The organism is Lacipirellula sp. (assembly GCF_965279485.1).
GTDB lineage: Bacteria > Planctomycetota > Planctomycetia > Pirellulales > Lacipirellulaceae > Lacipirellula.
Genome location: NZ_CBDIIC010000002.1, coordinates 2,302,593 through 2,327,218, shown reverse-complemented (window position 1 = coordinate 2,327,218; position 24,626 = coordinate 2,302,593). Strand labels below are relative to the sequence as shown.

Genomic DNA, 24,626 nt, shown 5'->3' with positions numbered 1-24,626 from the left:
GGCGTCTTGTGGGGTGGCGTCTGCTTTTTGATTACGATCTCAATTGGCTCGTTTCTGCCTTGCTGATGCTCGCATAGTCCTTAGCGGACTAGTTGGGCGGTCGCCAACGTGCGGCCGCTTCTTGAGTTGCGTGTTCATCTCCTAGCGCGCCGGGCGAAATCCGGTGCACGGGCGGGCAAAAAAATATCAGCGGTGGGCCGGCTGCTTAGCCATTGGTGGGTCTCCAAGAGGTTAGGGGGAAATATTGACTCGAATCTCTTCTGGGCTTATGCTCGCTCTTGCGGCCGTGGGGCAAACACGGACACCAAACGATGAACCGCTCAATTATCAGCCGGAAGTCTCTAATTGATTCCCGCTGGAAAGTGCGTGACGGCCACGCCTCAGTTCTGCAAGGCGAGGAACCTCGTGAGCGATCTCGCTTGACGACTTTTCTTGCGGCTCTGTCGCTCCTCCTGGCCGGCGCAAACGCAAACGCGGCTTCCTTGCTCGTCGACATCCATTTAACAAGGACAGCGGAACACGGTACGGATGAGTTTTCCCTCGAGGTGCCAGCTTCGACTGGAACGACTTATTACGCTCCAGATGGAACGGTCTTCACAAAATCACAGCGGACTGTTTCGGGTTTAACATTCGCAGACGTGATCAGTAGATTTGCGAACCGGTGGACAATCGTAGATGGCTTTAACTTGCCTGCTGGTGCTCCCGAGCAACGACACTACTTCTCTTTATCGCCAACCCTGCAATTAAGCGATTTCCGGCCCTATTCGACTTTCATCTCTCCAAGCGATGGGGGGATAGTCCCATCAACTTTTCAGGTCAATTGGCGGGGAGGTGGATCGCTTGAGGTTTACGGCACGCCTTACACCTACAAACAAACTCCAACAGGGGTGACGCTAACCGTTAAACCTTTCGGCAATCCTTCTCGGGTTGCAGTCACACTGAATGTTGTCCAGTGGAATAACCAGGCGCCCAAGGTTGTGTCGGACACACTAAAACCACAGAACACCTATGCTGTTGATCTAAAGATCCGAAGTGCCGTTTCGCGTACAGTGCAAGCCATCGTGCCTGAACCGACATCGATGCGAATGGCGTGGCCGGTATTCTTCGGTCTCGCCGCCGTCCGCCGTCGCAAATAACCCCGCCGCCTGCCCGCGGCGGGAATGGGGCGATCATCACGCGCTCTCCGCAAACCGTCCGTGTGGCATCGTCGTGAACTGGCTGTCATCCGGGCGGCCGTCGATCAGCCACCAGTACTCCGGATTGTCGATCACCACGCCGGCATCGGTGAGCACCTTTCGCAGCAACTCCGACTTCTGCACCATGATGTGCAGCCGCTCTAGCTCGCCCGTGTGGCACTCGATCGACTGTTCGCCATTGCGCCAGTAGCCGAGTTTCTTGTCTCGCTTGCTGACGGTGCCGCAGTTGTACTTTCGCTTCCCTTTTTCCTTGTGGCCCCATGCGCCGCAGTAGTGGCAGTGACCCTTCGGAATCGGCGGAACGGCGAGTTGGTGCAGTGTTACCTGACAACGCTCCAGGATGCTCAAGAGCTGGTAGTCGACAGCGATCCGCCATGGCCCGAATCGCTTGCGGTCGTCGTCCGACGTGACTTCCATCGAAGTCTCTTCCATCTCGGCGAGATCACCGACGACCCTGCCGGATGGCATCTCGATAATCCGCATCAGATCGGCGGTCGAAACGGTTGCGCGGCCATCCTTCAATTCGAGAACGATAGTTTCCGAGACACGCATGGTTTGAATCCTTCCATGGCGCCGCTCGGATAGTCGCGAAAAGAAGCCGCCCCAGCGGGGCGATCACCCCTACCACTGAGGCGACTCTGACAACCCGATGAAGACGCGAAAAGGCCGAAGGCCCGCGAACGCAGTAAGAAAGGGGAGCAAGTCCCCCGTCGCCATCTTGCTCCCCCGCTACCGGGATCAATGCTTGAATGGCAACCTACGCGCGCGGGCCTTCGGCCTGATGTTGCAATCATCGACTTGTCCTTGCTCTTGACCGTGTTTCTTAGGCACGGGTCAGCGAAGCGCTGACGGCCGTCAGTATGAGGGGGTTGGGGGCAATTTGCAATAGCTAGCCGGCTTTGGGTAAAAACGGTGTATCGCCCAGTTGGAATTTTTATATAGTGGAGAGAAATTAGCTAATCGATACCTATTGCACCGGGTAAGTAGTACAGGGAGTGCGATGTCAGAGTTAGCGCACTACCGGGCTATGCCTTCAAACCCATCAGCACTCAACACGCAGGTACAGCAGAATGCCCTTCAGCAGGTCTGATCTTCTTGGATGGACAAGCGATGCAGAGGCGGTGTTTGACAGAGCGATCGCTCTGGCTACAGCCAACGGCGATGGATGGGTTACGCCACAGCACCTATTCTTGGCGCTAAGTCCTCGAGGAGGGGCAGCGGAACTAGTCGCGGAAGAGGGCTACCAGCTAGAAGACTTGCAGGAGGCGTTTAAGCAAACAGGCATGCGAAAGCACAGGCCTGGCTCTTCACCGCAGCTTTCGCCCATGTTTATCAGGGTCTGCAAGCGCGCCAGCAATGCAAGATTGCCTCACTTCGGAGGTAGCTTCAAGCGGGTAACCGAGCGCGACCTGTTCATGTCCCTTAGTGCTGTTGCATCGCCCGTTGCTTATTATCTCGACACGCTAGACCTTAGGAAGCGCCCTGGCCGCTCGCGGTACGGGAAGACATCCGGGCGTCTATCAAACGGAGATGCGATTGACCTTTACATCGACGCCGGTGACGCATCGAAAGAGACTATTCAAGCTGTGCTAGACGCGATCACCAACTTACATATCGCGGCAGGCGGCTTCGGAATTGAATTCATTGAAGATGACACGTTCCTCCAAATAACGGAGGGTGTCGAACAATGAGCGAAGCAGCAGAAACGCCTAGCGATATTATTCTGAAGTGGATCGCGAAGCCGTTTGTGGTTCCAAAAAGAGTCGTACAGTCCGGCAGCGTGGCTATGCTGTCAGTCGTCCAGACGCTCTTGGAAATGGTCGACTCCCACCTTGCCACGGACATTCAACGCCTGAAAGAGGCGAATCTGAGAATCATCGAAGCTGACGCGAGACTGCGCGGAGCTCAGGCGGATGAGAAGGCAGCGGAGGCTCGGAAGAAATTGAGCGAGGCGATAGCGGCCGCCAACAAGAACGCACTTACAGCACATCGCGAGGCCCTCCGACTCGTTGAACGTCAGGCGGCCGTAGAGCAGACTAATGCAAATACCAGAGCGATAAATAGTGACGCGATGGCCAGGCAATGCAAAATGATGGCCGAGGCTCAAGCGGAGCTATTAGACGCCGTCAGCCGCTTAAGGCAGGAGGGTGGAGATCTTCTGCTTGACCGGCGAAATCTGAATAAGCTTTTGAGAGACTTGAAACCGGGTGGGTCTGATGGGGAACTACGGCATTAAGTGGCCTCTGCACTGCTCGCACGGCCGGCGTCGAAGATCACGCTGCTGGAGATCGTGGAAGCGATCGACGGGCCAATCGGCGCCACTGAGCCAGTAGCGATCCAGGGGGTGGCGAAAGCTTCGGTCAACGCGGTCGGGAAAGCGCTGACGGGCGTTGCGGAGGATACGCGGAAGCGGCTGGCTGCCGTTACGCTCGCAGACCTTCGCGCGACGAAGGCGGCGTGATTAGAATACCTCAGAACTCAGACATACTGACGACGGAGGCACTCTGTGACTAGATCTTGCCGGACGCTTGGATTCTTACCGTTAGCGATCGTCTGCTTCGCTGTTTGCGACGTGACGCGCGCGAACTTCAAAAAGCACGGCGATTTCACGGTCGCGCCTGGCATGCGTTTCGTCAATGTCCAAGAGGACTTGCGCTCGGGTTTTATTTACTTCAGCACTCCCCTCCAAGTTGCCAATGGGATCAGCTTTCCCAGCAACAATTTCGACTACTTCGCACCCGACGGCCAGTTGGGTTATAGCGAGCTGACGTTTCTAGTGAATAGCACCGCTGGCGTGGGAGCAATTAGGCTTCAAGCCTCCGGCGTCTACTCAGCTTCGGGCGGAAGTTCCGCGTCCGAAGCTATTGCCGTCATTGCTTCAGTGCTCGATTACGAGGTCATCGATGTCGATGGCTCCCCCTATCCCACTTATCCGACTTGGTTGCGATTTGACGACGCCATAAGCAGGTCGCTCAGCTCAACGGGCGAATCGCATGTCGACGTTCCGTGGAATATTGATATCTTCATGAACCTCAATACGGGGTTAGCGCCAGGCCAACGCGTAACGTCCGCGGCGATTACCGCACATCACCAAGCCTACTTGTTGCCGGGGGCCGTTGGAACCGCGAGCGTGCGGACGGACAGCGTGCAGATCACCGCTTATGCCGTCCCAGAACCAACGTCGCTCACGATGTGCGTTGTGGGAACGGGTGCGGTCGTTTCGATGGTGCACCGCAGTCGGCGCCATTGAGTCGACCGCAAATTCTTCCCGTTTCTTGCCCCCGCGTAGTGCTCCACCGCTCCGCTGGCCGCAACGATACCCAGTCATCCCGCGCACTCGGCTACCGTTTGCCGCGTCGGATGCATTCCGGACAGATAGGGCGGTCAGTCCATCTCCAGCCTAACTTATAAAGCTCGGCGGCAGCGCTTTCGTGACGTTTGCTGCGAGCCGGCTCGTAAACCGAGTATTCTCGCTTAGGGTCTAGCGACGCGGCATCTTCACACGTTCCGCAAGGCAAGCGTAGCCGCCCGGACTGTGGGTAGATGGCGTTTGCAAGATTTAGCCTGATTTCGTCGTCAGTCAGAGATTGCATGCAGCCCACTATACCCGCTGGCGACGGGCGGGGCGAAGAAGGGAACATCAGCGCCCGAACCGTCCGCCGTTGTCAGGCTTCAACATGGATATAGCTAGGGCGACCAAGAGCACAATTGCAGCGGCGCGACACGCTATGTTGAGCCACACCCCGTATCCAACCGCGGGCAAAAGTTCCTGTAAGTCAGTAACACCCTGCTGGCTAGCAAACGCAATGAATCTTGCTCCGTAGAGCCCCAGCTCTCCGAAGCAGACTACAGCGAGCCCGAACGCGATGTAGGCGAATGAATTCTTCATACTCAGCATTTTACCCTCGCCGCTCCCCAGCGAAAGCAGACCTAGCCGCCGGATTCTGCGGCGGGGCTAAAGCAACGCGGGCAGCAACAGGATAGCGAGCCCGAATATGACGCTCACGATGCCGACACGTCGGAGGAATGCAGGATTTGCCAGCCCGTCTGGCAGCCCCAGTCCCCGAGCCAGTGCGGCCAATCGTTCAGCAAAGGCGATGTAGATGCAGCCCATGCCGGTCATCATCAGCACGAGCGGGAGCAATTCTTGGAACAGCATGCCGCCCATTCTAACCGCAGCCGAGGCGGGTGGCACCGACGGTCTCGATTTGCACCGGTTGGTGCATCGTTCGGCGATGTCTAATGATGCAAGTTCCGATCTAGCCGGGCGTTGCGACGAGCCGTTCGTGTCTTGAATCGACTACTTGCGAATTGGATGCTAAGGCGTCACCATTGCCGGAAACCAATTCCGAGGATTTTGGCATGAACAAGGCGGACTTCGACGCACTCGACCTCGCTAAGATCAAGAGCATGCTTGGAGTTCAGGAGGAGAACCTACACCTCGACTTCAAGCAAGCAGCAGGTACGTTCACTTCCGCCGACGATAGGAAGAACTTGGCTAAGGTGATCGGTGGTTTCGCGAACTCCGATGGTGGCGTGTGCATCTGGGGAGTTGACGCCCGCAAGGACGGCGACGGACCTGACGTGGCTCAGAAGATTGTGGCACTACCCAACGTGACCGCCGCGGTCGCTCGGCTCAACGAACTCACTGCGCAATCTGCCAATCCAGTGGTAGACGGCGTGGTCCACAAAGCCATCCCAGAAAACGGCGCAAGTGGTGTTGTCGCAACCTACGTTCCGGCTAGCGACTCGGGGCCGCACATGGCCAAGCTGACCGAGGATCGTTACTACAAGCGTAGCGGCGAGAGCTTCATCAAGATGGAGCACTTCGACATCGAAGATATGTTCGGACGCCGAGCTAAGCCACAGCTTTCGCTCATTTACAGGGTCGAAGGCAAGGGCGATATGGTATTTGCAGTGCTGTCCATAGTGAACGACGGCCGCGCGGCTGCGATTTCCCCATATCTTTCGCTTCTAGTAGCGAAGCCGAACGGAGTGCACATACATGGGCTTGATGGAAATGGAAACCACGGTCTTTCTATGCGGACCGAGTATCGCTTGAGCGAATGGATAACGTTCGGGGGCGTTGAGGGAAACTTGGTTTACCCAGGTGTGACTTTCGACGTGACTGCAATCAAGCTGAAGGAAAATCCAGAAGCAATGAACCGACCGCCAATTAAAGTGCAGTACCGTCTTGCAGCCGCGAATTTTCGTTTAGTTGAGGGGGAACTCGAGATTCCGCAAAGGAATACTGTGGTGTAGTAGCATTGCAAACTATCTGCTGGCCTAAGAACAGCCTCTCGTGGCTCACCTTGCACCCATTAACGCACCGTGACCCGGCGAAGAGCGCACTATCCCCAATTGGGGACGCCGCTTACGCGATGCGGTTCCAGTCCACGTAGGACTAAATTATCGCTGCGGCTCCAGTTCTCAGCAGCCAAGTCGGAAGTAAGATGGCGGTGTTGGCGTCAACTCGACCTCTAATCACCACCGCCAGGAGCCCGTGCATGTCGTCGACCTCATTCAGTGCTCGCCACAATCGTGTAGAGCAGCTGCTCTACTGGCTGCGAATTGCAACCAACGTCAGCTTCGCTTTGGCTCTCGCAGCGGTCATGTTCATGATGTTCAGCGCACTGAGCTTCTTGGGGAGCTTGCCGGCCATCGCGTTGTCGCGGTTGATTACCGGGATCTTGATCGCGGCCGGAGCGACAGTCGCCTACCTCTGGTCGATGGCAACGATCGAAGCAATCGCACTTCTCGTCGACATCGAGGCCAACACGCGCCGCGACGCGTCCTCGGCCCCGTAGGGGTGCTCCGCGCGGTTCGCAACGCCGGCGGAGCGGGTCAAATTGTCAAAGAACTCCGACTAGGCGTCGGTTATCACTTGCCGTTCTGCCGAGCAGCTCGCCTCTGCTGGCTCGCCTCTGCTGGCTCGCCTCGGTTTCTAGCCGCTGAATCCGCTCAACTAGTTCGCGTAACGTTTTCGTAAGGGCACGCGACACGTTGTCGGCTTCAAGCTCAATGTCCTGACGCATTTGCTGGAGATCAGATAGTGCTTGTTCCGGAGGCTTTCCGCCGGTTGCCTGCATCTCGGCTTGCCGGCGCCGCTGAAGCTCGGCTTGCGCTACTGCCATCGGGTCCTCGCCCGTGACCTTCGCTCGCGTCTTCTCGGCAAGCGCACCAAGTCCCTGGTCGAGCTTGGCGAGGAACACCGCGGCGATGTCCTGCCCGGCTTGCCCGCCGAGTTTCTGCAGCTGCAGCGCCTGCTGGCGGGTGAGGTCGCCGTTGTTCGCCGCTTCGAGCAGCTTGCGCAATCTAGCCTGTTCGCCGCCGTTGAGGGCACCTATCTGAGCGCGAATCGACCGCGCTTTCTCTTCTTCGATCTTCACCGCGTGCTCGGCTTGCTTAACCTCGCGTTCGCGCAGCTCGATCAGCTGGATTTGGTCGTCGATCTTTTTTGCGGCGACCTCGGCTTGGTCCTTCTCAAGGTCCAACAATGCTTTGGTGACCGCCTTCTCGTGCTCGACAGCCGCCACGGCCTCCTGAAGCATCGCGACGTTCTCAGCCGGATCGAAGCGGCCGCTGCGGGCCGTGTCGATCGCGCGCGTTGTAATCGCCCCAGTGTTTTGACCACGGGCTTTGTTCAGCGCCTCTTCTTTCTGCGCCGCGGTATCGAGGTAGCCGATCCGCTCAAGCTGAGCATCGTTCATGATACGCAGCTGTTCGATGTATGCTTCCCGGTCAGCAACTGACTTGCTGATCGCGTCTTGATATCGTTGCTCCGCCGCTGCGGCTTCGGAGGTGGACGTTGTCAGCGCGTTGTAAACCTCAACCACCGCCCACAACGCCACGGCGCCGACGATCATATACGGATTCTTGGCAACCGTCTGATTCAGCGCGTTCACCGCAATTGTAAGGCTGCCGGTTGCCCCCGCCGATGCTGCTGCCGCCGCAGCCGACGCGGCATATGCCTTCGCGAGCGCTCTCTGGACCTTAACTGCACCGTCAGCTACGTCCAACAGGCCTTGGATGAAGAAGACATGTTTCACCGCGGCAGCGATGCTCTCATCTTCGGAGCCGGCGAGCAACGCGAAGCCACGGGCCATCTGCAGAGCGCCCTTGGCGGCCTTCACCGAACTATCGAGCAGTTCAATGTTCGCCTTCGCAAGCTTCTCCGCCTTATCCTTGGCAGCCTGCTCTGCCGCTGACTTGGCTTCGATTGAATCGGTTGCCTCTTTCACGGCGGCGTCAACGTCGTCCATCCAAGCGTTCGTCTGCTGCTGAGCCTTTCCGGCCTTCGACAACGCATCAACGTTCTTGTCCCATGCAGACGCTTGCTTCTCGACCGCCGCTGATTGCGAGCCGACTGCAGCCGTTGTCTTCTCAAAGACCGCAGCAGCGTCGGCCGACGCCTTGGCGATCGCGTTGTGTTGATCCGTCAGAGCGCTGTTGATCGGCGACGCGTTGAGCTTGGGCATTGCTAGCTCGACGCCAAGGATGATTCGCCCCTCTCTAACGATTGGTCCGGCCATTGCTAATCCCTTTCAAGTGTTGAGATGCGCGTCGGAGCGAACGCTCTACCTGTTCGATAAACCGCACGTTGCCCACCGAGATCTTTGCAAACTTCGCGGGTGTGATTAGGTCGGGGGGCATACGCCTCCACTCTTGAGCGACCGTCTCGCACATATCAGCCTGCTCTTGCATTGCCTCAGCGAGCTGGGCAATCACCGTGTCGTCGTACAATTCGGAATCAGAGAACTCACCTGCCATAATTGCCTCGCTTGGTGCAGCGCGTTGCATGGACTATTCGCGTAAGTGGTTACTGGGTCGTGCGATTCGTCGTTGTGTTCGTGTCCTCGGACGACTGCAGCATTCGGACAAGTTCGTGCTCGCCATTGCGCTGAGCAATCTCAATCGCTCGCTGTCGCGACATCTCGTCGCAACGTTGGGCCTCATCGGCCGGCGTGCACTCAAGCAGCGCTCGGTGTCGTAGGTTGAGATACTCCTCGTCAGCAACCAGAGCTGGCCAGATTCGGCGAATCGCCGCCTGCAACTCATGCTCGTGGCTATCGGTGTAGATTGTTTCCAGCGAAAGCATGCGTCGTTTATTGCTTGCCAACATGGCGAGCCTCCAATGCAGTTAGCCTTGCCTCGTGTTCGATCACCTCTCGCAACTTCGGAGACGTCGCCAGGATCGCCCGTGCTGCCCCGAGACGGACCTTGGCGTTGTCACACCCCATCAACTCCTCCAACGTATCCACGGCCGTCGTGGCAGCGTTTGCGAGCTTGCCGACCGCCGCGCCCCACAGTTCATCACGAGCCGCCGACACTTTCTGTCGGAAGTCTGGCTGCGACGTCCGGCGTTGAGCGGTTCTCACGCTGAACCCCGAAAGCGCAGACGCCTCCCGCAGACTGGCGCCGGTCGCCAGCGCGAGGATCAAAGCAATCTCGTCTCGTTTGCGTTCGGTGCTCAACTACCAACTCGAATGATGTGGGGCCAGGCTGATCTTCGGGACCGCGGCCGTTATCGGGGATTACGATCGTTACGTTGTCGCCAACGATCAGCGTTCCAGTGAAGCCTGCGGGCGGGCATGGCTCGTTGAACGATGGCGATGGCGACAAGTTCATCTGCTCCAGGCGTGCGAGGCGGTTCTCGATTCGTGAGTGCATTGCTGAGTAACCTCGATTACAAAACTTAAAGGAACGTCGGGACTCCCCGGCGAAGCGATCGGAAGGTCGCCCAACTTCGAAGACGCTCGATCGAGTAAGTGAGAAACCATCTCTTGGATTGCAACGGATTCAACTGATAACTTGGCAAACGCAACCGGAACCATCCAATCAGGCGCCAGCGATCGGTAGACGTTCGCCAGTCGGCGCATCCCACACGCAAGCGTCTGTAGTTCCTCGCGAATCTCGTCTAACTCGGATGGCATCGTCTCGTCCTAGCGTTCAATCTACTAAGGGCAGGCACGACGGCCGCGGACGGCCGGAGAAACCCCTTAGCCGCCGCGCCTGCAATCAATCAAGTTGCTGCTCGGCGCCAGTCGAGAAGTTGCTCCTGCAATTGCTCGATCCGCTGGTTGCAGAGCGCGACTGCGCGATCAATCTGCGACATGCGAGTTCTGGCCTCACGCAAGCCGGCTAACCTTACTGCGGCCTCCGCGCCACCTCTCCGCTCCCAGAACGCCTCATCACGCAGCACATTGACCGATTCCTTGCCAGTTGCCGGGTCGATGCCCGCGCCCCTGCCAGGACGCATTACGCTCCGCAGGCTATCCAGCTCGGCAAACAGCTCCTCCTGCTGACGGGTTACCGTTTCGATCGCGCGGAGAATGCTAGGATCGGCGGTCTGCTCCATCTCCATGCGCGCCCGGCCTACTCGCTGGAGAGCGTCTCTGTGGGCGCTGATTTGCTGCCCGTGCTCCTGCTGGAACTTCCCAATCGGCCCGAAGACGCCATCCAGCTCACGCTGCAGCTGAACCCTGCGCTCATGGCATTCGGTGGAAATGCGTTCGCATTCGGCCAGCAACGCTGCGAGCCGATCCCGAGAGTCGTCGGCAGCTGCAATTTGCTCCGCCAGTCGGCGGCGAGAGCTGAGGCTGTCAACGAATCGCTGGTATGCGGCTTGCGTTATTCCGGCGTCAAGCAACGCTAACGAACGCTCGCGAACGTCTAATGGCTCGCCGGCGGCCTCTCGGTAGGCAAACTCGCGGACGACGTCAGGGATGGACGTGTTGGGCGATTGTAGAACTGCGGTGGTCATGGTTTTGGTTCTCTGGCGGATGTGGATTGATGTATGGAAAACGACTAGCAGCAGGGCAACTCAGCCGCCTCCATGAAACGGCGCTCGTAGTCTGTTGGGCTATGGGGCAGCTTGGTCTCCCACGAGCGGCGCTCCGCTTCCTGCAAGTCGTGCAAGGCAGCAGCTTCACGCCAATCAAACGGCGCCTCTGGTGCGTCTTGCCCGTCTTCGACGAATCGCTTCACGACTCCGCGGGGCGTGCTGCTGTTCTGCTCCTGCTTGGTTTCAGAAGTCTGATCGGTGAGAAGCTTTCCGGACTCGCGGAAGCGCCGCTCGTAGTCCAACACCAGCGACTCCTCGGCGCGTCGCTCGGATTCTCCGCCGTCGCCTTGAATCAGGTCCACGATGATTCGGATGGCTTCGATGCGCTCACGGGGCGAGTTGACTTCCATCCCGCAAACGGCGATGGCTGCGGCGCTGAACACCCGATCTCGCAGCGTGAGCGGCGCAGGTTCGCTGGCGCCAGGCCCCTCGGCGCCAGCCGCGACGGCCAGTCCGTCCTCTCCGAGTTGGGTCGATTCAATGAAGCGCGGCCGACTCGCCGGGCGTCGACGAAGGGTTGTTTGAGACATGCTGGCAATCCTTGAAAGTGGTGAAAATGTGGCCAAATGCGGCCATTTCGGGCCAAAATGCACCGGCTAACGCTCGCCGGCAGGTGAATTGGTGGTAGTTTCGGGGCGTTCTGCTTCGTGTTCGGGTCGCTGATGGACTGCAGGCTCGACGCGGACGCACTTCAGGCCGAACGATCGCAACAACTTCTTCAGCGCCATGCGGACGCGGCGCACGCCATCCGGGTCGTCGGCTTGTGGTTTCGCTTCCAGGGTGAGGTGGTACGTGGTCGGCATGGGTACGTGGTCGGTTGCTTAAAATCTCGTGGTCGAACTTCCAGGCCGGACGTGGTCGGGTGGTCGGCTCCCCCTTTAGGGAGCCACCCCGACCGCGAACGGCCCTGGTCACCCGGTCGGTGACGTGGTCGGCGAGTAATCGACCACGTCCTCAAATCCCTCTCCGCTCAGTCGGTAAAGACGGCTCTCGTTTCCTCTGACGATGGTGCTGGTGAAGGTCACGTGCCCTTCAGACTCGAGCTTGTCCAGCAGCCGGTCTTGGCGGTCTTTACTGATGCCTGTCTTGCCCCGTAGCTGCCTCGGCGTCATCGGTTCGGCGAGCAATGCGTCGCAGATCGCGGTGCACCCCTCTTTGTCGCGCTCGGCCGCCCGTTGCTCGTTGGGCGCCATCCGCCCCTTCAGCTTGCCAGCGTCGGCCCACTCGTCCGGCCGAAAGACCGGAAACGACCACCGCAAAGCAACCGGCGCCACCGGCGGGAACGACCGAACGGCGGCGTCGAGCACCAGCACGCCCTCGTCCTCGTGCTCCCGTAGCACCATGTGGCAATCAGCCGCGCGACTCTGAGCGCCAGCACCGGCGCCAACATCGGTCACCCGCTTATCGCTCTGGCTGCCCTTGCTCATGTGGTGGACGACGATCAGGGCCGATTCGGTTTCCGCGGCGATCTGATCGAGCAGGTTGTAGACCAGCGTTTCAGCGGCGTTGTCATTCTCGCTGGCGCCCTGCGCGGCGAATCGGTACTTGGCGTCGAAGATGATCAGCTTGTACTCGCTCCGCTTCACCATCTGCCGAAACGTGATGAGCAGTTCCTGCAGGCTGCGAAGGTTGCCGCGAAGGCACCAGGTATCGATGCCGTCGCGGTACTCTTCGAAGGGGAAGCCCATCGCATCGCCCACCGACGGGATGCGGTGCGCGAGCGTCTGCGGATGCAATTCGTTGTCGACGATCAGCACGCGGCCCTGGGAAACGGCGAACAGCCCCAGCCATTCTGTGCCGGTGGCGACGTTGATCGCCAAGCCGTACATCGCCCAGCTTTTGCCTACTTTCGGGTTGGCGATAAAGTTGGCCGTCTCGCCCGTGCGAATCAGCCCGTGGATCACGGGAGGGCTGAGCGTTCGGAACGATTCGGTGAGTTCTGCGAGCGTGAACCGCGGGAAGTCCAGCGAAACGGCAGCGGCGCGCGCGTCGATCGCCTGCTGGACAAGCTGCCGGCCGTTGGGTTTCGCGAGCACGTCGCGCAGATCCTGCTTGCTTCCCATCTCGCCAGGCAGACGCACCGTTGAAAACGTGCCGACGATTCCGGCCAACCGTCGGCGGGTCTTACAGACGCGAGCGAGGAATTCTTCGTCGGTGACGGCGCGCACTTCTCCCGGCCTGGTCGATGCTCTCTGCCAGCACTCTGCCTATTTCTTCAGGTGGAAGTTGATCACGTTATCTTCGCTTTTCACTTCAGCCTCAAGCGGCGTGCTGGTTTGCGATGCATAGTTCTCAGGAACCAATCGTTGAACGGTCGGACCCGCCGCGGTCTGCGGCATCTGTGATTGCTTGATCTCGTCGGCAAATGATTTCGCCGGCGGCGGCCCTCCGCTCACGCGGACGGCGTCGATCACTACCTTGTGCGCGCCAAGGAGCGCGCCGTCGCCTGCTTCAAAAGTCGTCAGCTTGTACGCCCCTCCCAGACCGAGGGCGCCTGCAGCAGGGCGTCCGCCCGGTTGATGGAAGGTGATCGTCCCCGTTTCCACTGGGTTGCCGCCGAAGGTGACGACGCCCGACACCGGCGCCACAGGCGGATGGCCATCGCCACAGCCGAGCAGGATGCCGCTCGCAACCAACAAAGTTATGACAGTCCAGCGAGCGGGCGCTTTGCGAATGATTGTTTTCAAAACTTCACGTCTCCGTCGCGAGTGGCCATGGCGCCTAACTGCAGCGCTTCGAGCGAGTCGGCGAGGAACTCAACGTGCCCGTCGACATACGCAAAGTTGGCTCCGCTGGCGTGCATGCTGCCGAATGGCAGGTCATTTTCAAGCTCGGGTTTGAGCACGCCGAACGATTGAATCATGTTGAAGTTGAGCGCGTAGATGAGTGCGCGCACGGATCGGCCGTACGACGTCTTGGCGGGATCGCAATTCGTTTTTGCCGCGTCGCCAACGCACGCGGCGCCGTCGTACCAGGCGCTGGGGCCGCCGATCGTGTTGACGCCGTAGCCGCTACCGATGCCGTACAAATTGGGATGAATGCTTTCGCCGATGCCGAGCGTATTCGACGTGCCGTCGATGACTTTAGCCAATTCGACTCCCCGCTCTCCGACGAAGAACACGCCGTCGTTGAACACCTTCCCTCGAAACCCCGTGGCGGCTTGGTTGAGTCCGCCCGTGATGCCGAAGTAGTCGCGACGCGGCTTTTCTTCCAGAAAGACCGCCATTGAAGGGCATTTAAAGACGGCGACTTCGGAGTTGGCGAGCTCCTGGTTGGCGGCCGCGTTCGCTCCGCCATGCGCCGTATCGTTGAGCCATCGCGACCAACCTTGCTTGTAGTCGTATCGTTGCTCGACGACGCCCTGCTCAAAGTACGGCATGATGGCGATGTACATGGGGTTGCCGCGACAATCGCTTGCGCTGGAGTCGTTGCAATGCTCGGGGACCTGAATCTCGGCCCCGGCGGGAAGCGTACGTTTGGCCGATTCGTAGTTGAGCGCGGCGAGGGCGATCTGCTTGAGATTGTTCACGCATGCGGAACGCCGGGCCGACTCTCGCGCGGCTTGTACGGCCGGAAGTAGCAGCGCCACCAGCACGCCGATAATAGCAATGACGACCAGAAGTTCGACGAGCGTGAACGCCGATCGAGTCGACCACGCTGGGAGCGTCGCCGGAAGCAGTGAACTTCGATGCGAAGGCGCCCGCCCTAACGGACGGCGGCAAGCGAGCGATGCGGCGGCGCGCATAGAATCCCCCCAATGACTCACAGAAATCGACCGCCGGATGAGATCGCGGGGGGCGCGATGGCATCTCGGATGACGGCGTCATGGTCCAAAAGCGATATGATGTCGACGACGTCGAGCCACATTATGGCACGGCTTAACGGCGGCGGGAAGGCAGATGCACGGAAAGTCCGCGAGTCACATGCGAATGCGACTTCAGATTTCCTTCTGGATTGTCTGCTGAGCTTTCATCACCTCTTTCATAAATTGCTTCCGGTCGAGTTTTTCCAACCCGCCTTCGCGCTGAATGCCATATACCCGAACTTGGCCCTTGGACCTGGTCACGAATGTTCCTGGGGGAAAGGCAACGCTCAAGCGATCTGCGGTAATCTCTTGGTTAATGGAGTTGATTGAGACTTCGGCGTGCGTTGGCTCTGAGCCGTCGAACTTCTCGACCCAACCGCTCGGCGCGAAGCCGACGATCGCGTCCTTGCGGTACTCGATTGTTAAGCAGCTCATGTTTTTGCTCCGAAGTCGCGTTTCCCAACGCAGTGGGATGTATCCTCGCTCGGGATCGACGTCGATCGTCGATATCCACTGCTCGTGCTTGTGCGGGATGACGATTCGACGGCACTTGACGTCATCGGCGACGACGTCGAGTTCTTCCACATACATTTCGTCGTCAAGCCATTGGGACTTTCGGATTACTTCTTGGGGATGCAACCACAGAAAGATCGGCAAACAAGGTTGGTAATTGAACACGGCGCCATGCCTGTTGGGAGCGAATTCGACGTATCCGAGAGAGTGAGATTTTTCCTGTTGCAGCGTTCGATGCTCGTCGCCGTTAATCGAGAAGCGAAGAGTCAGTGGCATCCAGCGATCGGGATCGCGGGGCGACTGAATGTTCGTCACGGTTGTCGTTGCCGCGCGATCTTTGCACAGCAGGAGCTCAGATTGGGTGCGGATAGTGGCATCATCCTTAGGCGCAGGGTCGTCTGCGAAAGGATCATCGGCGTCGGGTGGCAGTGGCCGATCGCCTCTGCCACGAACGGTTTGGGAGAGCGATTGCGTGGCATCCAGCGCCCAGATGGAGGTTGAGCGCTCCGTCCAGGAGGCGAGGATCTGTTGTAGCTCCGCCTCGCGCGGATCATGCGTTGCAGCGGGTTCCCCAGCTTCGCATCTGAATGTGCCAGCGGCGGCGATAGCCAAGATGACGAAAATAGCGCAGTGTTCCAGTTGACGCATACATGACCTCTTCTGTCTCGTGTTCCGTGCGAGAAGAAGTGAAATGTATCCGTTGGTTGACGCTATTCAAACTAACGTCAGCGATGCCCCGGAAAATTGGGAGCGAATCGCAGCTATTTGCCGTGGCTAGAGGACCTGCGTCTCGCTGCATTCGAACCGAACCGCCGATTACGCGAGTCCGTCGGAGGCCCTTGCGAGTCGTTTGCGAACAGCTCCCCCGCTGGCCAGCGCAATGGCCGCGAGCAGATGAATGGTGGTAGGTTCCGGAACGGGCGTCGCCGTGGCGACCGATGCAGCGGCAAAATTGGCGCGCCACGTTTCCAAATCGCTCTCGTTGTAATTGCTGCCGAATCCACGTTGCCAAGCCAGAAAATCAGCGCCGTCAACGAGGCCATTGTCATCAAAGTCGCCGGCGACGCCGTTCGCGGCGTATTCGAGAAGGAGCGAGTTACCCAAGCGGTTGATGCTCCAGACGCCGTTGACGTCGTTGGTCGCCGCAAAGTCAGCGGCGTCGATCACGAAACGATCGGTCGCGAAGCCGCTGATGCCGCCGCTGGCCGTGGCGAGCGTCCACGAGTAGTTACGCGCGGCGCTCCAGTTCTCGACGCTTCCAAGCACGCCGCCCATCAATCCGGCGACGTCGATGACGAACGGGTTCGCCACGGTGGCGCTGATTGAAAGTGAGCCGTTGATCGCGAGCCAGTCGGCGCCGCCGAGGAGGCCGCGTTTGCCGCTCTGCGACGTTTGGCTGGGATCGACCGCAGCGACTTCAAAGCGGAACGCGCCGCCGCCCGCCCACGTTTGAGCGCCGGTCGTGAGCGTACCAGTCGTGGCGCCGGGGGAGATCATGCTACCTGTTTGCAGTGCAACGGCGCCGCTGATTGATCCGTTGCCAGTCAGCACGGCGCCAGATTCGACGATTACGGCGCCCGTGCCGGTGGCCGATCCAGTCGCGTTGCTCACTTTCAACTTGCCGTTGCCGACGAGCGTGTCGCCCTGATACTGGCTGGCGGCGAACAGTTCCAACGTGCCGTTGCCACGTTTCGTCAGCCCGCCGGTTTTTCCTGCCTGATTTTTGATCGGCGTGCTCAGGCCGGCGTAATAGCTCTTCGTATCAACGACGCCTGCGACGGCGCCGAGTTGAAACTGAAACTGCCCCGTCGTGAGTTGCGTCACATCGGCCGTGAGAACGAGCTTGCCGTTGTTTTGCAGCATGATGACGCTGGCGCCGTCGCCTGTGGCGACGGTTCGTTCAAAGCCACGTGACGTGGTGAAGACGCCCGCCCCGCTGCCGTCGCCGATGATCAGCGACGCGATACCTGTACTATCGGGCGCGGGATCGAGCTTGATGCTCGCCGTGCCGGCGTAGGTGAACGATCCGCCGTTGGGGATCGCTAGCACCGGGGAGAACGAACTGCTGCCGCGGGCGATAATCGAGAGTGGGCCCGTTTGCGTCCACTCGCCGGTCACGTTCACGGCGGCGTTGCGGCCGACGTACAGCGGGCCGTCGTTGACGACCGTTCCGGCAGCGTTGAGGATGCTCTTGCCTTCGCCGCTGGGCGTTGTGTTGCCGAGGTGAACCCGACCGGCAGCACCAACGTTCACCTTCGCGTTGGCGAGGAAGTCGACCGTCACGTCGGAGGCGTTGTTGGGGCCGATCGTCCAGCCGCCGTCGGCCGCTCGTTGGTCGCCGCTGACCGCGACGTTGCCGCCGAGGACGGTGGTTCCGCCGCGGTAGCCGTTGGCGCCTTTAAGATTGAGATCACTCTCGCCCGACTTGGTGAGCGAAGCGTTGCCGGTGATTGCGCCGTTGAACGTCAGCGTCTTGTTGCTGCCGGCGTAGAGCGTCGTGTTCGCGGGAAGCGTCAGGGACGCATCCGAAACGTAGCCAAAAGTCGTCGGCTGATCGAAGGTCGTAAAGCGAATTGTCGGCGTTGCGGCCGCGTCGGTGCTAATCGCGATGCCGACCGAGGCGCCGGCGCGATCGCCGCTGGGCAGGCCGAGCGAGACCGTCGCAGATTTGCTGAAGCCATCGAGCCAACTGCTGCCGCTGCCGGCGAACTTGACGCTGTTGAGGTCGATCGCGAGCGGCAGCGACTTCGCTTCAGGACTCGACGCGGTGAACTGCAGCGCGTTGGTTGGCCGCCGCATGATGACGGTCGAGGGATCGCTCACGGCGAACGATTGACCGTTGCCCAGGTTCAACGAACTAGCCGAGTAGAACGCCGCCTGCGTCACGTCGAGGCTCGATTGCCGCACCGCCTGCACAGCGCTCGTGTTCCGCAAGATTTCGATGGAATTAGCCGCGAGGTAGCCGTCCATTTCGCCGACCGTGAGACCCGGGACGGCAATGTAGTTGTACGAGCCGCCGGTAAAGCCGTTGCCGTGGTTCAGGTAGAGCGTGAAGACGTCTTTGCTAACGGCGGTGTCGTCGTAGCGTTCGTTGATCGACTCCCACGTGCCGGTTTGCGTGTAAGCGCGAAACGTCGCGTTGCTCACGGGCGTGGGGAAGAAATAACCAATGCCGTCGTGAAAGACCCATTCGAGGTTGTTGGGCGTCACTGTTTGGCCGAGCGCGATTGTTTGTCGAGAGGCGTTGTCGGCGGTTTTATAGCTGACGGTTCCTTTGAGCAGCGTTTGATTGACGGTTGTGTTGACGTTGTTGACCGAGTTTGGCGCATCGATCGCGGCGCCGAGGGCGACGAACTCGTCGTCGAAGAAGAACCAGGACTTGTTCGCTTTGACGTTGAAGCGATTGTATTTGAACGCCGAGGCGCCGTACTCGCCATCGGAAACGCCGCCTGCGTACGTGCTGGTTCCCGTCACGCCGAAGTCGTCGGTCGGCTTGAGAGAACGCGAATCTTGCTCGACCGTCGTTCCCGGCAGGCGCCGCCAGTTCCAGACGGGCATGATGTTGTCGTACTCGTTGCCCGTCCGCATGATTAGGTTGACGCCGTCGCTTAGGTAGAGGTTCTTCAATCCTTCATTGTTGCCAGTTTCGGGCTGCACCGTGCGCGTCGACGAAAGCTTGACCGAAGCGTAGAAGTCAGGCCGCTGATGAACGGTAAAATCGGAACGCCAGAAATGCTTATTGCCGCTGAGCGAAAGTGTCGGGCTCGCGACGCCGCTGGAGTTGGCGGCGAGGATCCGCTCGCGAAACGCCGTGAGTTCCGCCGAACGATAGCCGGGCGTCGAGTCGATGATTGTTTTCAGCTGACCCGAAAGTGCGGCGGCGTTGTCGTCTTGGCCTTTGCGAGTGATCTCGCGGCCGCTGGCGGTGTAGTCGACCACTTGCCCGCGGACCATCCATTGGGTGCCGTCGAGCATGTAGTCGATGAGCGCCTGTTGATTGTCGCCGGCGAACGCGAAGTTCGTGTCGCCGTTGAGTTCGAGCGCTTGCGTCACGCCGCCAATGAACGACGAGCCATACCCTTGGTTGTAAAGTTGTCGGCCATGCTGGTGAAATGATCCATCGCGTTGGATTCCCTCGCCGGTTGTCACGACGAGTGTGTCGCCGATTGCGGCAAAGGCGTCGGCCGTGATGCTGTTACTTCCGGCGACGACGCCGCGGCTAATGCCGGCCATTGCCCGTTCGACGCGATTCATGCCGGTGTTGAGGCTGGTGGTGCTACGTGAGCGGTACGCCCGCTCCAAAACATCGAGGCCGCTGTTTCGCCGGGACGACGAGAGCGCACTGTTGATCAACACCATCGCATTGCCGAGTTCCTGCGGCGCGGAGATTTCGTTGTAGTACCAGTTGTCGCTCAGCGGATTACGGCTGATCCAGTAGTCGTAGGCCTTCAGGATGTCGTCGCGGAGCGCCGTGTTCTGATAAAGCGCGTTGGAACTGCTCGAGTACGCCTCGGCCATGGCGGTGAGACGCGTCAAATGGGTCATCGGCTCCCAGTCGACGCGCGATAGCGAGCCGTAGTCCACGTCCGACCAACTTCCATTGGCACTGAGGCTGGAGCGGTAGCCGTTGACAGTCGACGCGGAGGGAACGGAACTCAGCAGATCGGCCACCAGGCGATCCCGCACGGTCGCCAGGTCGTCGGCGTGAAGGGGACGCCCGAAGCTCGCCGTCAGCGCAATCGCAATCGCTAAAAGAGCAGTGCGAACAGTGATCGATAAAACACGTGAGCGAAGAAGCACGTTCAAAAGCTCCGAACGAGAAGGCCTGGGACGGCAGCGTGTGGTCCGCCGTCCCAGGAGGAATTGGCGTCGCTTACGCCGAGCAGGGATTATGCCATCCGGCGGCGAATAACCACAGTCGCGACGCCGCCGAGCATGAGCAAGCCGAGCGACGCAGGCTCGGGGACGGTCTTCAACGTGCCGCTGACGGAAACGTCGTCGATAGCCCAGATTTCGCCGGTTGCATTGTTGGTGCCGACGACCTTCAACGTGAACGATGCCGCTGAGTCCGGAATGTTTAGCAGTAGTTTGCTATAACCATCGGTTGTCCGGCTAGCGCCGCCAGCAGGCTGAAACTTCGGAACCGGCGTGCCGACGGTAACTTCCGCGACGCCTGTGCCTGAGGTAAACGACCAACGGGCATTCGCATTGCCTTCAACCGTTAGGTCTGGGGTCGCCGAGAAGGCTGCTCCGTCAAGCGCGACGAAGACCTGCACGAGATCAGCATTGTCGTTGCCATTGCCCGAAGTTTTGCTGATGGACGCGAGCCGCAGTTCCACGGCCACGTCTTCGTAGTCGGTCAGCGAGACGGAATCGAACGTCAGCGTGCTGGCTTGCACGGACGCCGCCGTGGCGCTGTGTTGGAAAGAATAGCTGCCGCTGCGGACGCGCGAACTGGCCGGAGTGTCGGCCGCCAGGCTCTCATTGCTGACGCTTCCGCCCGTGCCGGTGAGAGCGTAGCCCCAGCCTTGCGTCGGCGTCCCCTCAAATCCTTGCGACTGAATGACTGCGCCGTGCGCCGACGCAGCGGCGAGAGCGATCGCCGCCGTCGCGATGAAAACGGGATTCCTCATTAGCATTTTCTCCACTTAGGTGTTCTTCGAGAAGTAAAACGATTTGCAAAAGCTGATGGCGAAGGGTTTGCCTGGATGCGGAAAGCGCGGAACCTGATCGCCATGGCGAACGGTTCGCGTTACGCGGCGGCGGTACAGCGATAAGAAGCTGCGGAAGAGCCGCGGCTGTACCGTGATTGCTGGGAGCGAAGGGAGTCGATTCGAGAACAAGCGGCCATCAGACGTCTCAAGGAGGCGGAAATATCACGGAACGAGCCTGTGCGGGCAATTCAGTGCAACTAGCATGCCTCAGCCGGCATTTTGCTCGATAAGCTGCAAAGAGGAGAGACTATCGCCGCTTCGTTAAGCTTCTGTGTGCTCAAGATAAATCTTGACTGTTAGCCGAGCCGCGAAATGCCCGCGAGGCCTTGCTCCGTCACGGTTGAGTCGCACTAGTGCTTCGCGAGTGTTGCCGTAGATGGCGGCGCCGGTTTCGCGCACTTGATTCTCGTAGTTCAACCTCTAGCGTGCGAATTTCCTATTCAGCAGCTAGCCATCGGGGAACTCCGTTCGGTTCCGGGCTCGCGGCGCCGAGCGCCTGCGATTGACCGCAGGCGTCGTGCGGCTTGCCGAATTGCCGGCAATCGCAGCCGCAGCGTAAGTACGGCTTTCAGTCGATGAACCAGCCTGTTTTGCGTTAACTCGCAGCGGTGCGAGACGCAGAATCGCGCTCGTGCAATCGACGGACACGATCGGCGCGTGCGGCGCGAATCTCGCACGATTCCGCATCGAATTCAGCGCCTAGTCTTCGCTGTCCGCCCGTCGCGTCGCTTCACGAGCGATGAACGCCAAGTGGCGGACGCCATGCAAGGAGTGTTCCGCGCGATGGTCGCCGGAGCGCACGACAAGAAAGGGGCAACGCATGCAAGACACGCTTGCAAACGACCGAGCGATGGCTGACGACAACAGTCAGTTTCTCACGTTCACGCTGCAGAACGAGGAATACGGAATCGAGATTCTGCGCGTGCAGGAGATCAAGGGGTTCTCGAAGATTACACCGATTCCGAACGCGCCGTCGTTCGTCCGCGGGGTGATGAATTTACGTGGCACGGTGGTGCCAATTATCGATCTTCGCGCTCGCTTTGAGATGACGGAGAAAGAGTACGACCAGTTCACATGCATCATCGTCGTGAACGTCGGCAATCGGGTGGTCGGCCTCGTCGTCGACACCGTGTCTGACGTGCTCAACATTCCGACCGATTCAATTGCCGATCCGCCGGAACTGGCTTCCTGCGGTGAGTCGTCCTGCATCACCGGCATGGGGAAGCTGGGCGAGCGAATCGTCATGCTCCTCGACACGGGCCGACTCGTCGGCGCCGAGAGCTTGGAGCAAGTCGAAGTCTCGGCGGCGTAACCTGAACGATTAACGCCTCAAATAATGAATTTATCCGACGTAGCGTCGGCATCTTTAAGGAGAGTTTTGCAATGACTTGGTTTTCTCGTATGAGCGTCGGCGCGAAGCTGTTCGCTTCGTTCTCGGCTCTGTTGGCATTGATGCTCATCATGGGCGTCATTTCGATCTGGAAAATGTCGGATCTTAACAGCAATGTCACGGAGCTTGCCAACAACTGGATTCCGGCTCGCGGCGCTGCCAACCAGCTGAACACGGCGACTTCCGACTATCGCGTGGCAGAGTACCGGCACATCGTCGCCGACGACGGACAAGAAATGCTCGCCGCGGAAGAGATCATGAGCGAGCAGCGTGAAAAGATTCTGGCCACCAAGAAGATTCTCGACGAGTTGGCAGCTTCGCCGGAAGAAGTCCAGCTCTTGGCTGACATTGCGAAGGCAACCGAGAGCTATTTCGCCGCGAGCCAGCAGGTCGTCGCCCTCTCGCGGGAAGGCAAGAAGGAAGAGGCCGAGAATCTGATGGCGAGCGAATCGAACGCCGCTCGCGAAGCGATGGATGGATTTATCGCGAAGGAGCTCCAGCTGAACGTCGATGGTTGCGAGTCTGAAGCGACCGATGGATTGAACGCTTACCAAACGGGTCGCATGGTGACGCTTATCGTCCTCGGCGTTAACGTCGCTCTTGGCTTGGCGCTCGCTACGATGATCGCGCGTTGGTTCACGCGGGCGATCGTCGAAGTCGACGATATCTCCGGCAGCGTGGCCGCCGCTTCGCAGCAACTCGCTGCGGCGAGCGAGCAGCTGAGCTCGGGCGCCCAGCAATCGGCTTCAAGCCTGGAAGAAACGGCCTCGTCGCTGGAAGAGATCACCGCGACGGTTCGCCAAAACGCCGACAACGCCGACCAGGCCAACCAGCTCGCGAACAGCTCGCGTGAGACGGCCGAAAAGGGTGGCGCCGTGGTGGCTCAAGCGGTCGACGCGATGGGCGAGATCAACCGCTCGTCGCGGAAGATTGCCGACATCATCACGACGATCGACGAGATCGCGTTCCAAACGAACCTGCTTGCCCTCAACGCTGCGGTCGAAGCCGCTCGTGCCGGCGAACAAGGTCGTGGCTTCGCGGTCGTCGCCGGTGAAGTTCGCAACTTGGCTCAGCGTTCGGCGACGGCCGCTCGCGAGATCAAGGGTCTCATCGAAGACTCGGTGCAGAAGGTTGAGACTGGTTCGGAACTGGTGAATAAGTCAGGCGAAACCTTGGGCATGATCGTCACGAGCGTGAAGCGGGTGACCGACATCGTCGCGGAGATCGCCGCTGCTAGCCGTGAGCAAACGGTCGGCATCGAGCAGATCAACAAGGCGGTTGCTCAGATGGATCAGGTAACGCAGTCGAACGCTTCGCAAACCGAAGAGATGAGCGGCACCGCCGTGGCCCTCTCCGGTCAAGCCGAGCAGCTGCAGTCGGTCGTGGCTCAGTTCAATCTGAATCGCGAAGCGAAGCAATCGCCGAAGAAGACGAGCTACGCGGCTCCGAAGGCAACGGCTCCGTCTTACTCGACCCCGAGCAAGCCGGTCAAGCGGAAGGCTGCCAAGACGACGAGTCGTCGGGTCGAAGAGCTCGAACTGGTCGGCGCCGGCGCCGGTCACGATGGGTTCGAGGAATTCTGAGCTAGTATCTCAGAGCGTTAAGTGAGTGAACGGCCCTCGGGGCGACTCCGGTCGCTCCGAGGGTTTTTCGTCGCAGCAGAAAGCGATGCATGCCGAACAAGAGGACGATGGCAAGAGGCCAGAGGAACCACGGCGCGATCGCCGTCCACGCGGGCGGCGCTTCGGCGACCTCAACGACGAAAGGGGCTTCAACTTTCTTGGCAGCGGCCGTGATATGCACGACGCCTCGCCATGGCCCAGCGGTGGGGATAGTTAGCCAAGCGGAACGGAGTAGTTTGTTCGTCGCCTGTTCACGCATCGCTGGTCCACTGACGGAGCCTGTGGATTCAACTGCGAATGCCATGCTCACTGCAACATCGGCGTCTTCTACAACGGCATGGTCGCTCTCGCGTTGGATCAACACGCTGAGGTCGACCAAGCCGACTCGCGGCGGGTCGGGGGCGACAAAAATCGAAATCACGAAGCCATCGATCCGTTCGACGCCGATGAGTCGACCGCCGTCGGCCGTGGCGGTGCGACTTGACGTCATGCTGAGGAGCAGCCAGCAGACGAATAACATCGCGTGAGGAAATACTCGCGGC

The 24,626-nt window shown here is 59.6% G+C and carries 26 protein-coding genes; 10 read left to right on the top strand and 16 right to left on the bottom strand.

What is annotated here, in order from left to right:
* The first annotated feature begins 311 nt into the window (after positions 1-311).
* Positions 312-1,136, top strand: coding sequence for a hypothetical protein (locus ACQY7R_RS17020; protein WP_428306767.1), 825 nt, complete (start codon positions 312-314; stop codon positions 1,134-1,136).
* Between the two features lie 36 nt (positions 1,137-1,172).
* Here the strand turns inward: ACQY7R_RS17020 and ACQY7R_RS17015 are convergent, their stop codons facing one another.
* Positions 1,173-1,748, bottom strand: coding sequence for a hypothetical protein (locus ACQY7R_RS17015; protein ID WP_428306766.1), 576 nt, complete (start codon positions 1,746-1,748; stop codon positions 1,173-1,175).
* Between the two features lie 518 nt (positions 1,749-2,266).
* On the opposite strand from ACQY7R_RS17015, the gene ACQY7R_RS17010 reads away from it, so the two are divergent.
* From ACQY7R_RS17010 to ACQY7R_RS16995, 4 genes are read left to right on the top strand one after another with little or no spacing between them, the layout of a single operon-like run.
* Positions 2,267-2,887 carry a hypothetical protein gene (locus ACQY7R_RS17010; protein ID WP_428306765.1) on the top strand — a complete coding sequence of 207 codons (621 nt, stop codon included), beginning with the start codon at positions 2,267-2,269 and terminating at the stop codon, positions 2,885-2,887.
* On the top strand, positions 2,884-3,432 hold the full coding sequence (locus tag ACQY7R_RS17005; protein WP_428306764.1) for a hypothetical protein: 549 nt from the start codon (positions 2,884-2,886) through the stop codon (positions 3,430-3,432). Before ACQY7R_RS17010 ends, ACQY7R_RS17005 begins: the two co-directional genes overlap by 4 nt.
* On the top strand, positions 3,433-3,657 hold the full coding sequence (locus ACQY7R_RS17000; protein WP_428306763.1) for an Rrf2 family transcriptional regulator: 225 nt from the start codon (positions 3,433-3,435) through the stop codon (positions 3,655-3,657).
* Positions 3,658-3,702: 45 nt separating this feature from the next.
* Complete coding sequence (locus ACQY7R_RS16995; RefSeq protein ID WP_428306762.1) at positions 3,703-4,446, top strand: hypothetical protein; 744 nt, start codon at positions 3,703-3,705, stop codon at positions 4,444-4,446.
* A gap of 705 nt (positions 4,447-5,151) precedes the next feature.
* Here the strand turns inward: ACQY7R_RS16995 and ACQY7R_RS16990 are convergent.
* Positions 5,152-5,355, bottom strand: coding sequence for a hypothetical protein (locus ACQY7R_RS16990; protein ID WP_428306761.1), 204 nt, complete (start codon positions 5,353-5,355; stop codon positions 5,152-5,154).
* 203 nt (positions 5,356-5,558) lie between these two features.
* On the opposite strand from ACQY7R_RS16990, the gene ACQY7R_RS16985 reads away from it, so the two are divergent.
* Positions 5,559-6,458, top strand: coding sequence for an AlbA family DNA-binding domain-containing protein (locus ACQY7R_RS16985; protein ID WP_428306760.1), 900 nt, complete (start codon positions 5,559-5,561; stop codon positions 6,456-6,458).
* A gap of 245 nt (positions 6,459-6,703) precedes the next feature.
* Entirely contained in the window at positions 6,704-7,003 is a 300-nt protein-coding gene (locus ACQY7R_RS16980; protein ID WP_428306759.1) for a hypothetical protein, read from the top strand.
* 45 nt (positions 7,004-7,048) lie between these two features.
* On the opposite strand, the gene ACQY7R_RS16975 is transcribed toward ACQY7R_RS16980, so the two are convergent.
* The 5 genes from ACQY7R_RS16975 to ACQY7R_RS16955 all read right to left on the bottom strand — a co-directional run bounded on the left by ACQY7R_RS16975 (position 7,049) and on the right by ACQY7R_RS16955 (position 10,554).
* Positions 7,049-8,728, bottom strand: a complete 1,680-nt coding sequence (locus ACQY7R_RS16975; RefSeq protein WP_428306758.1) for a hypothetical protein — start codon at positions 8,726-8,728, stop codon at positions 7,049-7,051.
* On the bottom strand, positions 8,709-8,996 hold the full coding sequence (locus ACQY7R_RS16970) for a hypothetical protein (RefSeq protein ID WP_428306757.1): 288 nt from the start codon (positions 8,994-8,996) through the stop codon (positions 8,709-8,711). Before ACQY7R_RS16970 ends, ACQY7R_RS16975 begins: the two co-directional genes overlap by 20 nt.
* A gap of 19 nt (positions 8,997-9,015) precedes the next feature.
* Entirely contained in the window at positions 9,016-9,318 is a 303-nt protein-coding gene (locus ACQY7R_RS16965) for a hypothetical protein (RefSeq protein WP_428306756.1), read from the bottom strand.
* The gene (locus ACQY7R_RS16960; RefSeq protein WP_428306755.1) at positions 9,302-9,670 is read right to left on the bottom strand and encodes a hypothetical protein; all 369 of its coding nucleotides are present in this window, start codon (positions 9,668-9,670) and stop codon (positions 9,302-9,304) included. Before ACQY7R_RS16960 ends, ACQY7R_RS16965 begins: the two co-directional genes overlap by 17 nt.
* A gap of 548 nt (positions 9,671-10,218) precedes the next feature.
* On the bottom strand, positions 10,219-10,554 hold the full coding sequence (locus ACQY7R_RS16955; protein ID WP_428306754.1) for a hypothetical protein: 336 nt from the start codon (positions 10,552-10,554) through the stop codon (positions 10,219-10,221).
* 39 nt (positions 10,555-10,593) lie between these two features.
* Here ACQY7R_RS16955 and ACQY7R_RS16950 point away from each other — a divergent pair, with 39 nt between their 5' ends.
* Positions 10,594-10,851 carry a hypothetical protein gene (locus ACQY7R_RS16950; RefSeq protein WP_428306753.1) on the top strand — a complete coding sequence of 86 codons (258 nt, stop codon included), beginning with the start codon at positions 10,594-10,596 and terminating at the stop codon, positions 10,849-10,851.
* Positions 10,852-11,003: 152 nt separating this feature from the next.
* Here ACQY7R_RS16950 and ACQY7R_RS16945 read toward each other — a convergent pair whose 3' ends face one another.
* From ACQY7R_RS16945 to ACQY7R_RS16910, 8 genes are all read right to left on the bottom strand, one after another.
* Positions 11,004-11,570, bottom strand: coding sequence for a hypothetical protein (locus tag ACQY7R_RS16945; RefSeq protein ID WP_428306752.1), 567 nt, complete (start codon positions 11,568-11,570; stop codon positions 11,004-11,006).
* A gap of 66 nt (positions 11,571-11,636) precedes the next feature.
* Positions 11,637-11,843: a hypothetical protein gene (locus ACQY7R_RS16940; RefSeq protein ID WP_428306751.1), complete on the bottom strand. Its 207-nt coding sequence runs from the start codon at positions 11,841-11,843 to the stop codon at positions 11,637-11,639.
* Between the two features lie 108 nt (positions 11,844-11,951).
* On the bottom strand, positions 11,952-13,208 hold the full coding sequence (locus tag ACQY7R_RS16935) for an AAA family ATPase (protein ID WP_428306750.1): 1,257 nt from the start codon (positions 13,206-13,208) through the stop codon (positions 11,952-11,954).
* Between the two features lie 39 nt (positions 13,209-13,247).
* Positions 13,248-13,727, bottom strand: coding sequence for a hypothetical protein (locus ACQY7R_RS16930; RefSeq protein WP_428306749.1), 480 nt, complete (start codon positions 13,725-13,727; stop codon positions 13,248-13,250).
* Entirely contained in the window at positions 13,724-14,785 is a 1,062-nt protein-coding gene (locus tag ACQY7R_RS16925; RefSeq protein WP_428306748.1) for a DUF1559 domain-containing protein, read from the bottom strand. Before ACQY7R_RS16925 ends, ACQY7R_RS16930 begins: the two co-directional genes overlap by 4 nt.
* Positions 14,786-14,977: 192 nt before the next feature.
* Complete coding sequence (locus ACQY7R_RS16920; RefSeq protein WP_428306747.1) at positions 14,978-16,006, bottom strand: hypothetical protein; 1,029 nt, start codon at positions 16,004-16,006, stop codon at positions 14,978-14,980.
* Between the two features lie 168 nt (positions 16,007-16,174).
* Positions 16,175-20,158: a polysaccharide lyase family 8 super-sandwich domain-containing protein gene (locus ACQY7R_RS16915; RefSeq protein ID WP_428306746.1), complete on the bottom strand. Its 3,984-nt coding sequence runs from the start codon at positions 20,156-20,158 to the stop codon at positions 16,175-16,177.
* A gap of 89 nt (positions 20,159-20,247) precedes the next feature.
* Positions 20,248-20,991: a PEP-CTERM sorting domain-containing protein gene (locus ACQY7R_RS16910; RefSeq protein WP_428306745.1), complete on the bottom strand. Its 744-nt coding sequence runs from the start codon at positions 20,989-20,991 to the stop codon at positions 20,248-20,250.
* Positions 20,992-21,892: 901 nt separating this feature from the next.
* Between ACQY7R_RS16910 and ACQY7R_RS16905 the strand changes: the two genes are divergently transcribed.
* Together ACQY7R_RS16905 and ACQY7R_RS16900 are read left to right on the top strand one after the other, a co-directional pair.
* Complete coding sequence (locus tag ACQY7R_RS16905) at positions 21,893-22,384, top strand: chemotaxis protein CheW (protein WP_428306744.1); 492 nt, start codon at positions 21,893-21,895, stop codon at positions 22,382-22,384.
* A gap of 71 nt (positions 22,385-22,455) precedes the next feature.
* Complete coding sequence (locus ACQY7R_RS16900; RefSeq protein ID WP_428306743.1) at positions 22,456-24,045, top strand: methyl-accepting chemotaxis protein; 1,590 nt, start codon at positions 22,456-22,458, stop codon at positions 24,043-24,045.
* Between the two features lies 1 nt (position 24,046).
* On the opposite strand, the gene ACQY7R_RS16895 is transcribed toward ACQY7R_RS16900, so the two are convergent.
* Positions 24,047-24,604 (bottom strand): hypothetical protein, encoded by a 558-nt coding sequence (locus ACQY7R_RS16895; protein WP_428306742.1) that lies wholly within the window; start codon positions 24,602-24,604, stop codon positions 24,047-24,049.
* Between the last annotated feature and the right edge of the window lie 22 nt (positions 24,605-24,626).

Excerpts from the sequence above, each read along its gene's own strand:
- ACQY7R_RS16990 (WP_428306761.1), bottom strand. The coding sequence starts at position 5,355 with ATGCTGTTCCAAGAATTGCTCCCGCTCGTGCTGATGATGACCGGCATG.
- ACQY7R_RS16900 (WP_428306743.1), top strand. The coding sequence starts at position 22,456 with ATGACTTGGTTTTCTCGTATGAGCGTCGGCGCGAAGCTGTTCGCTTCG.
- ACQY7R_RS16920 (WP_428306747.1), bottom strand. The coding sequence starts at position 16,006 with ATGCGTCAACTGGAACACTGCGCTATTTTCGTCATCTTGGCTATCGCC.
- ACQY7R_RS17010 (WP_428306765.1), top strand. The coding sequence starts at position 2,267 with ATGCCCTTCAGCAGGTCTGATCTTCTTGGATGGACAAGCGATGCAGAG.
- ACQY7R_RS16905 (WP_428306744.1), top strand. The coding sequence starts at position 21,893 with ATGCAAGACACGCTTGCAAACGACCGAGCGATGGCTGACGACAACAGT.
- ACQY7R_RS16965 (WP_428306756.1), bottom strand. The coding sequence starts at position 9,318 with ATGTTGGCAAGCAATAAACGACGCATGCTTTCGCTGGAAACAATCTAC.
- ACQY7R_RS17015 (WP_428306766.1), bottom strand. The coding sequence starts at position 1,748 with ATGCGTGTCTCGGAAACTATCGTTCTCGAATTGAAGGATGGCCGCGCA.
- ACQY7R_RS16940 (WP_428306751.1), bottom strand. The coding sequence starts at position 11,843 with ATGCCGACCACGTACCACCTCACCCTGGAAGCGAAACCACAAGCCGAC.
- ACQY7R_RS16985 (WP_428306760.1), top strand. The coding sequence starts at position 5,559 with ATGAACAAGGCGGACTTCGACGCACTCGACCTCGCTAAGATCAAGAGC.
- ACQY7R_RS16945 (WP_428306752.1), bottom strand. The coding sequence starts at position 11,570 with ATGTCTCAAACAACCCTTCGTCGACGCCCGGCGAGTCGGCCGCGCTTC.
- ACQY7R_RS16980 (WP_428306759.1), top strand. The coding sequence starts at position 6,704 with ATGTCGTCGACCTCATTCAGTGCTCGCCACAATCGTGTAGAGCAGCTG.
- ACQY7R_RS17020 (WP_428306767.1), top strand. The coding sequence starts at position 312 with ATGAACCGCTCAATTATCAGCCGGAAGTCTCTAATTGATTCCCGCTGG.
- ACQY7R_RS16955 (WP_428306754.1), bottom strand. The coding sequence starts at position 10,554 with ATGGAGCAGACCGCCGATCCTAGCATTCTCCGCGCGATCGAAACGGTA.
- ACQY7R_RS16925 (WP_428306748.1), bottom strand. The coding sequence starts at position 14,785 with ATGCGCGCCGCCGCATCGCTCGCTTGCCGCCGTCCGTTAGGGCGGGCG.
- ACQY7R_RS16910 (WP_428306745.1), bottom strand. The coding sequence starts at position 20,991 with ATGAGGAATCCCGTTTTCATCGCGACGGCGGCGATCGCTCTCGCCGCT.
- ACQY7R_RS17005 (WP_428306764.1), top strand. The coding sequence starts at position 2,884 with ATGAGCGAAGCAGCAGAAACGCCTAGCGATATTATTCTGAAGTGGATC.
- ACQY7R_RS16975 (WP_428306758.1), bottom strand. The coding sequence starts at position 8,728 with ATGGCCGGACCAATCGTTAGAGAGGGGCGAATCATCCTTGGCGTCGAG.
- ACQY7R_RS16895 (WP_428306742.1), bottom strand. The coding sequence starts at position 24,604 with ATGTTATTCGTCTGCTGGCTGCTCCTCAGCATGACGTCAAGTCGCACC.
- ACQY7R_RS16970 (WP_428306757.1), bottom strand. The coding sequence starts at position 8,996 with ATGCAACGCGCTGCACCAAGCGAGGCAATTATGGCAGGTGAGTTCTCT.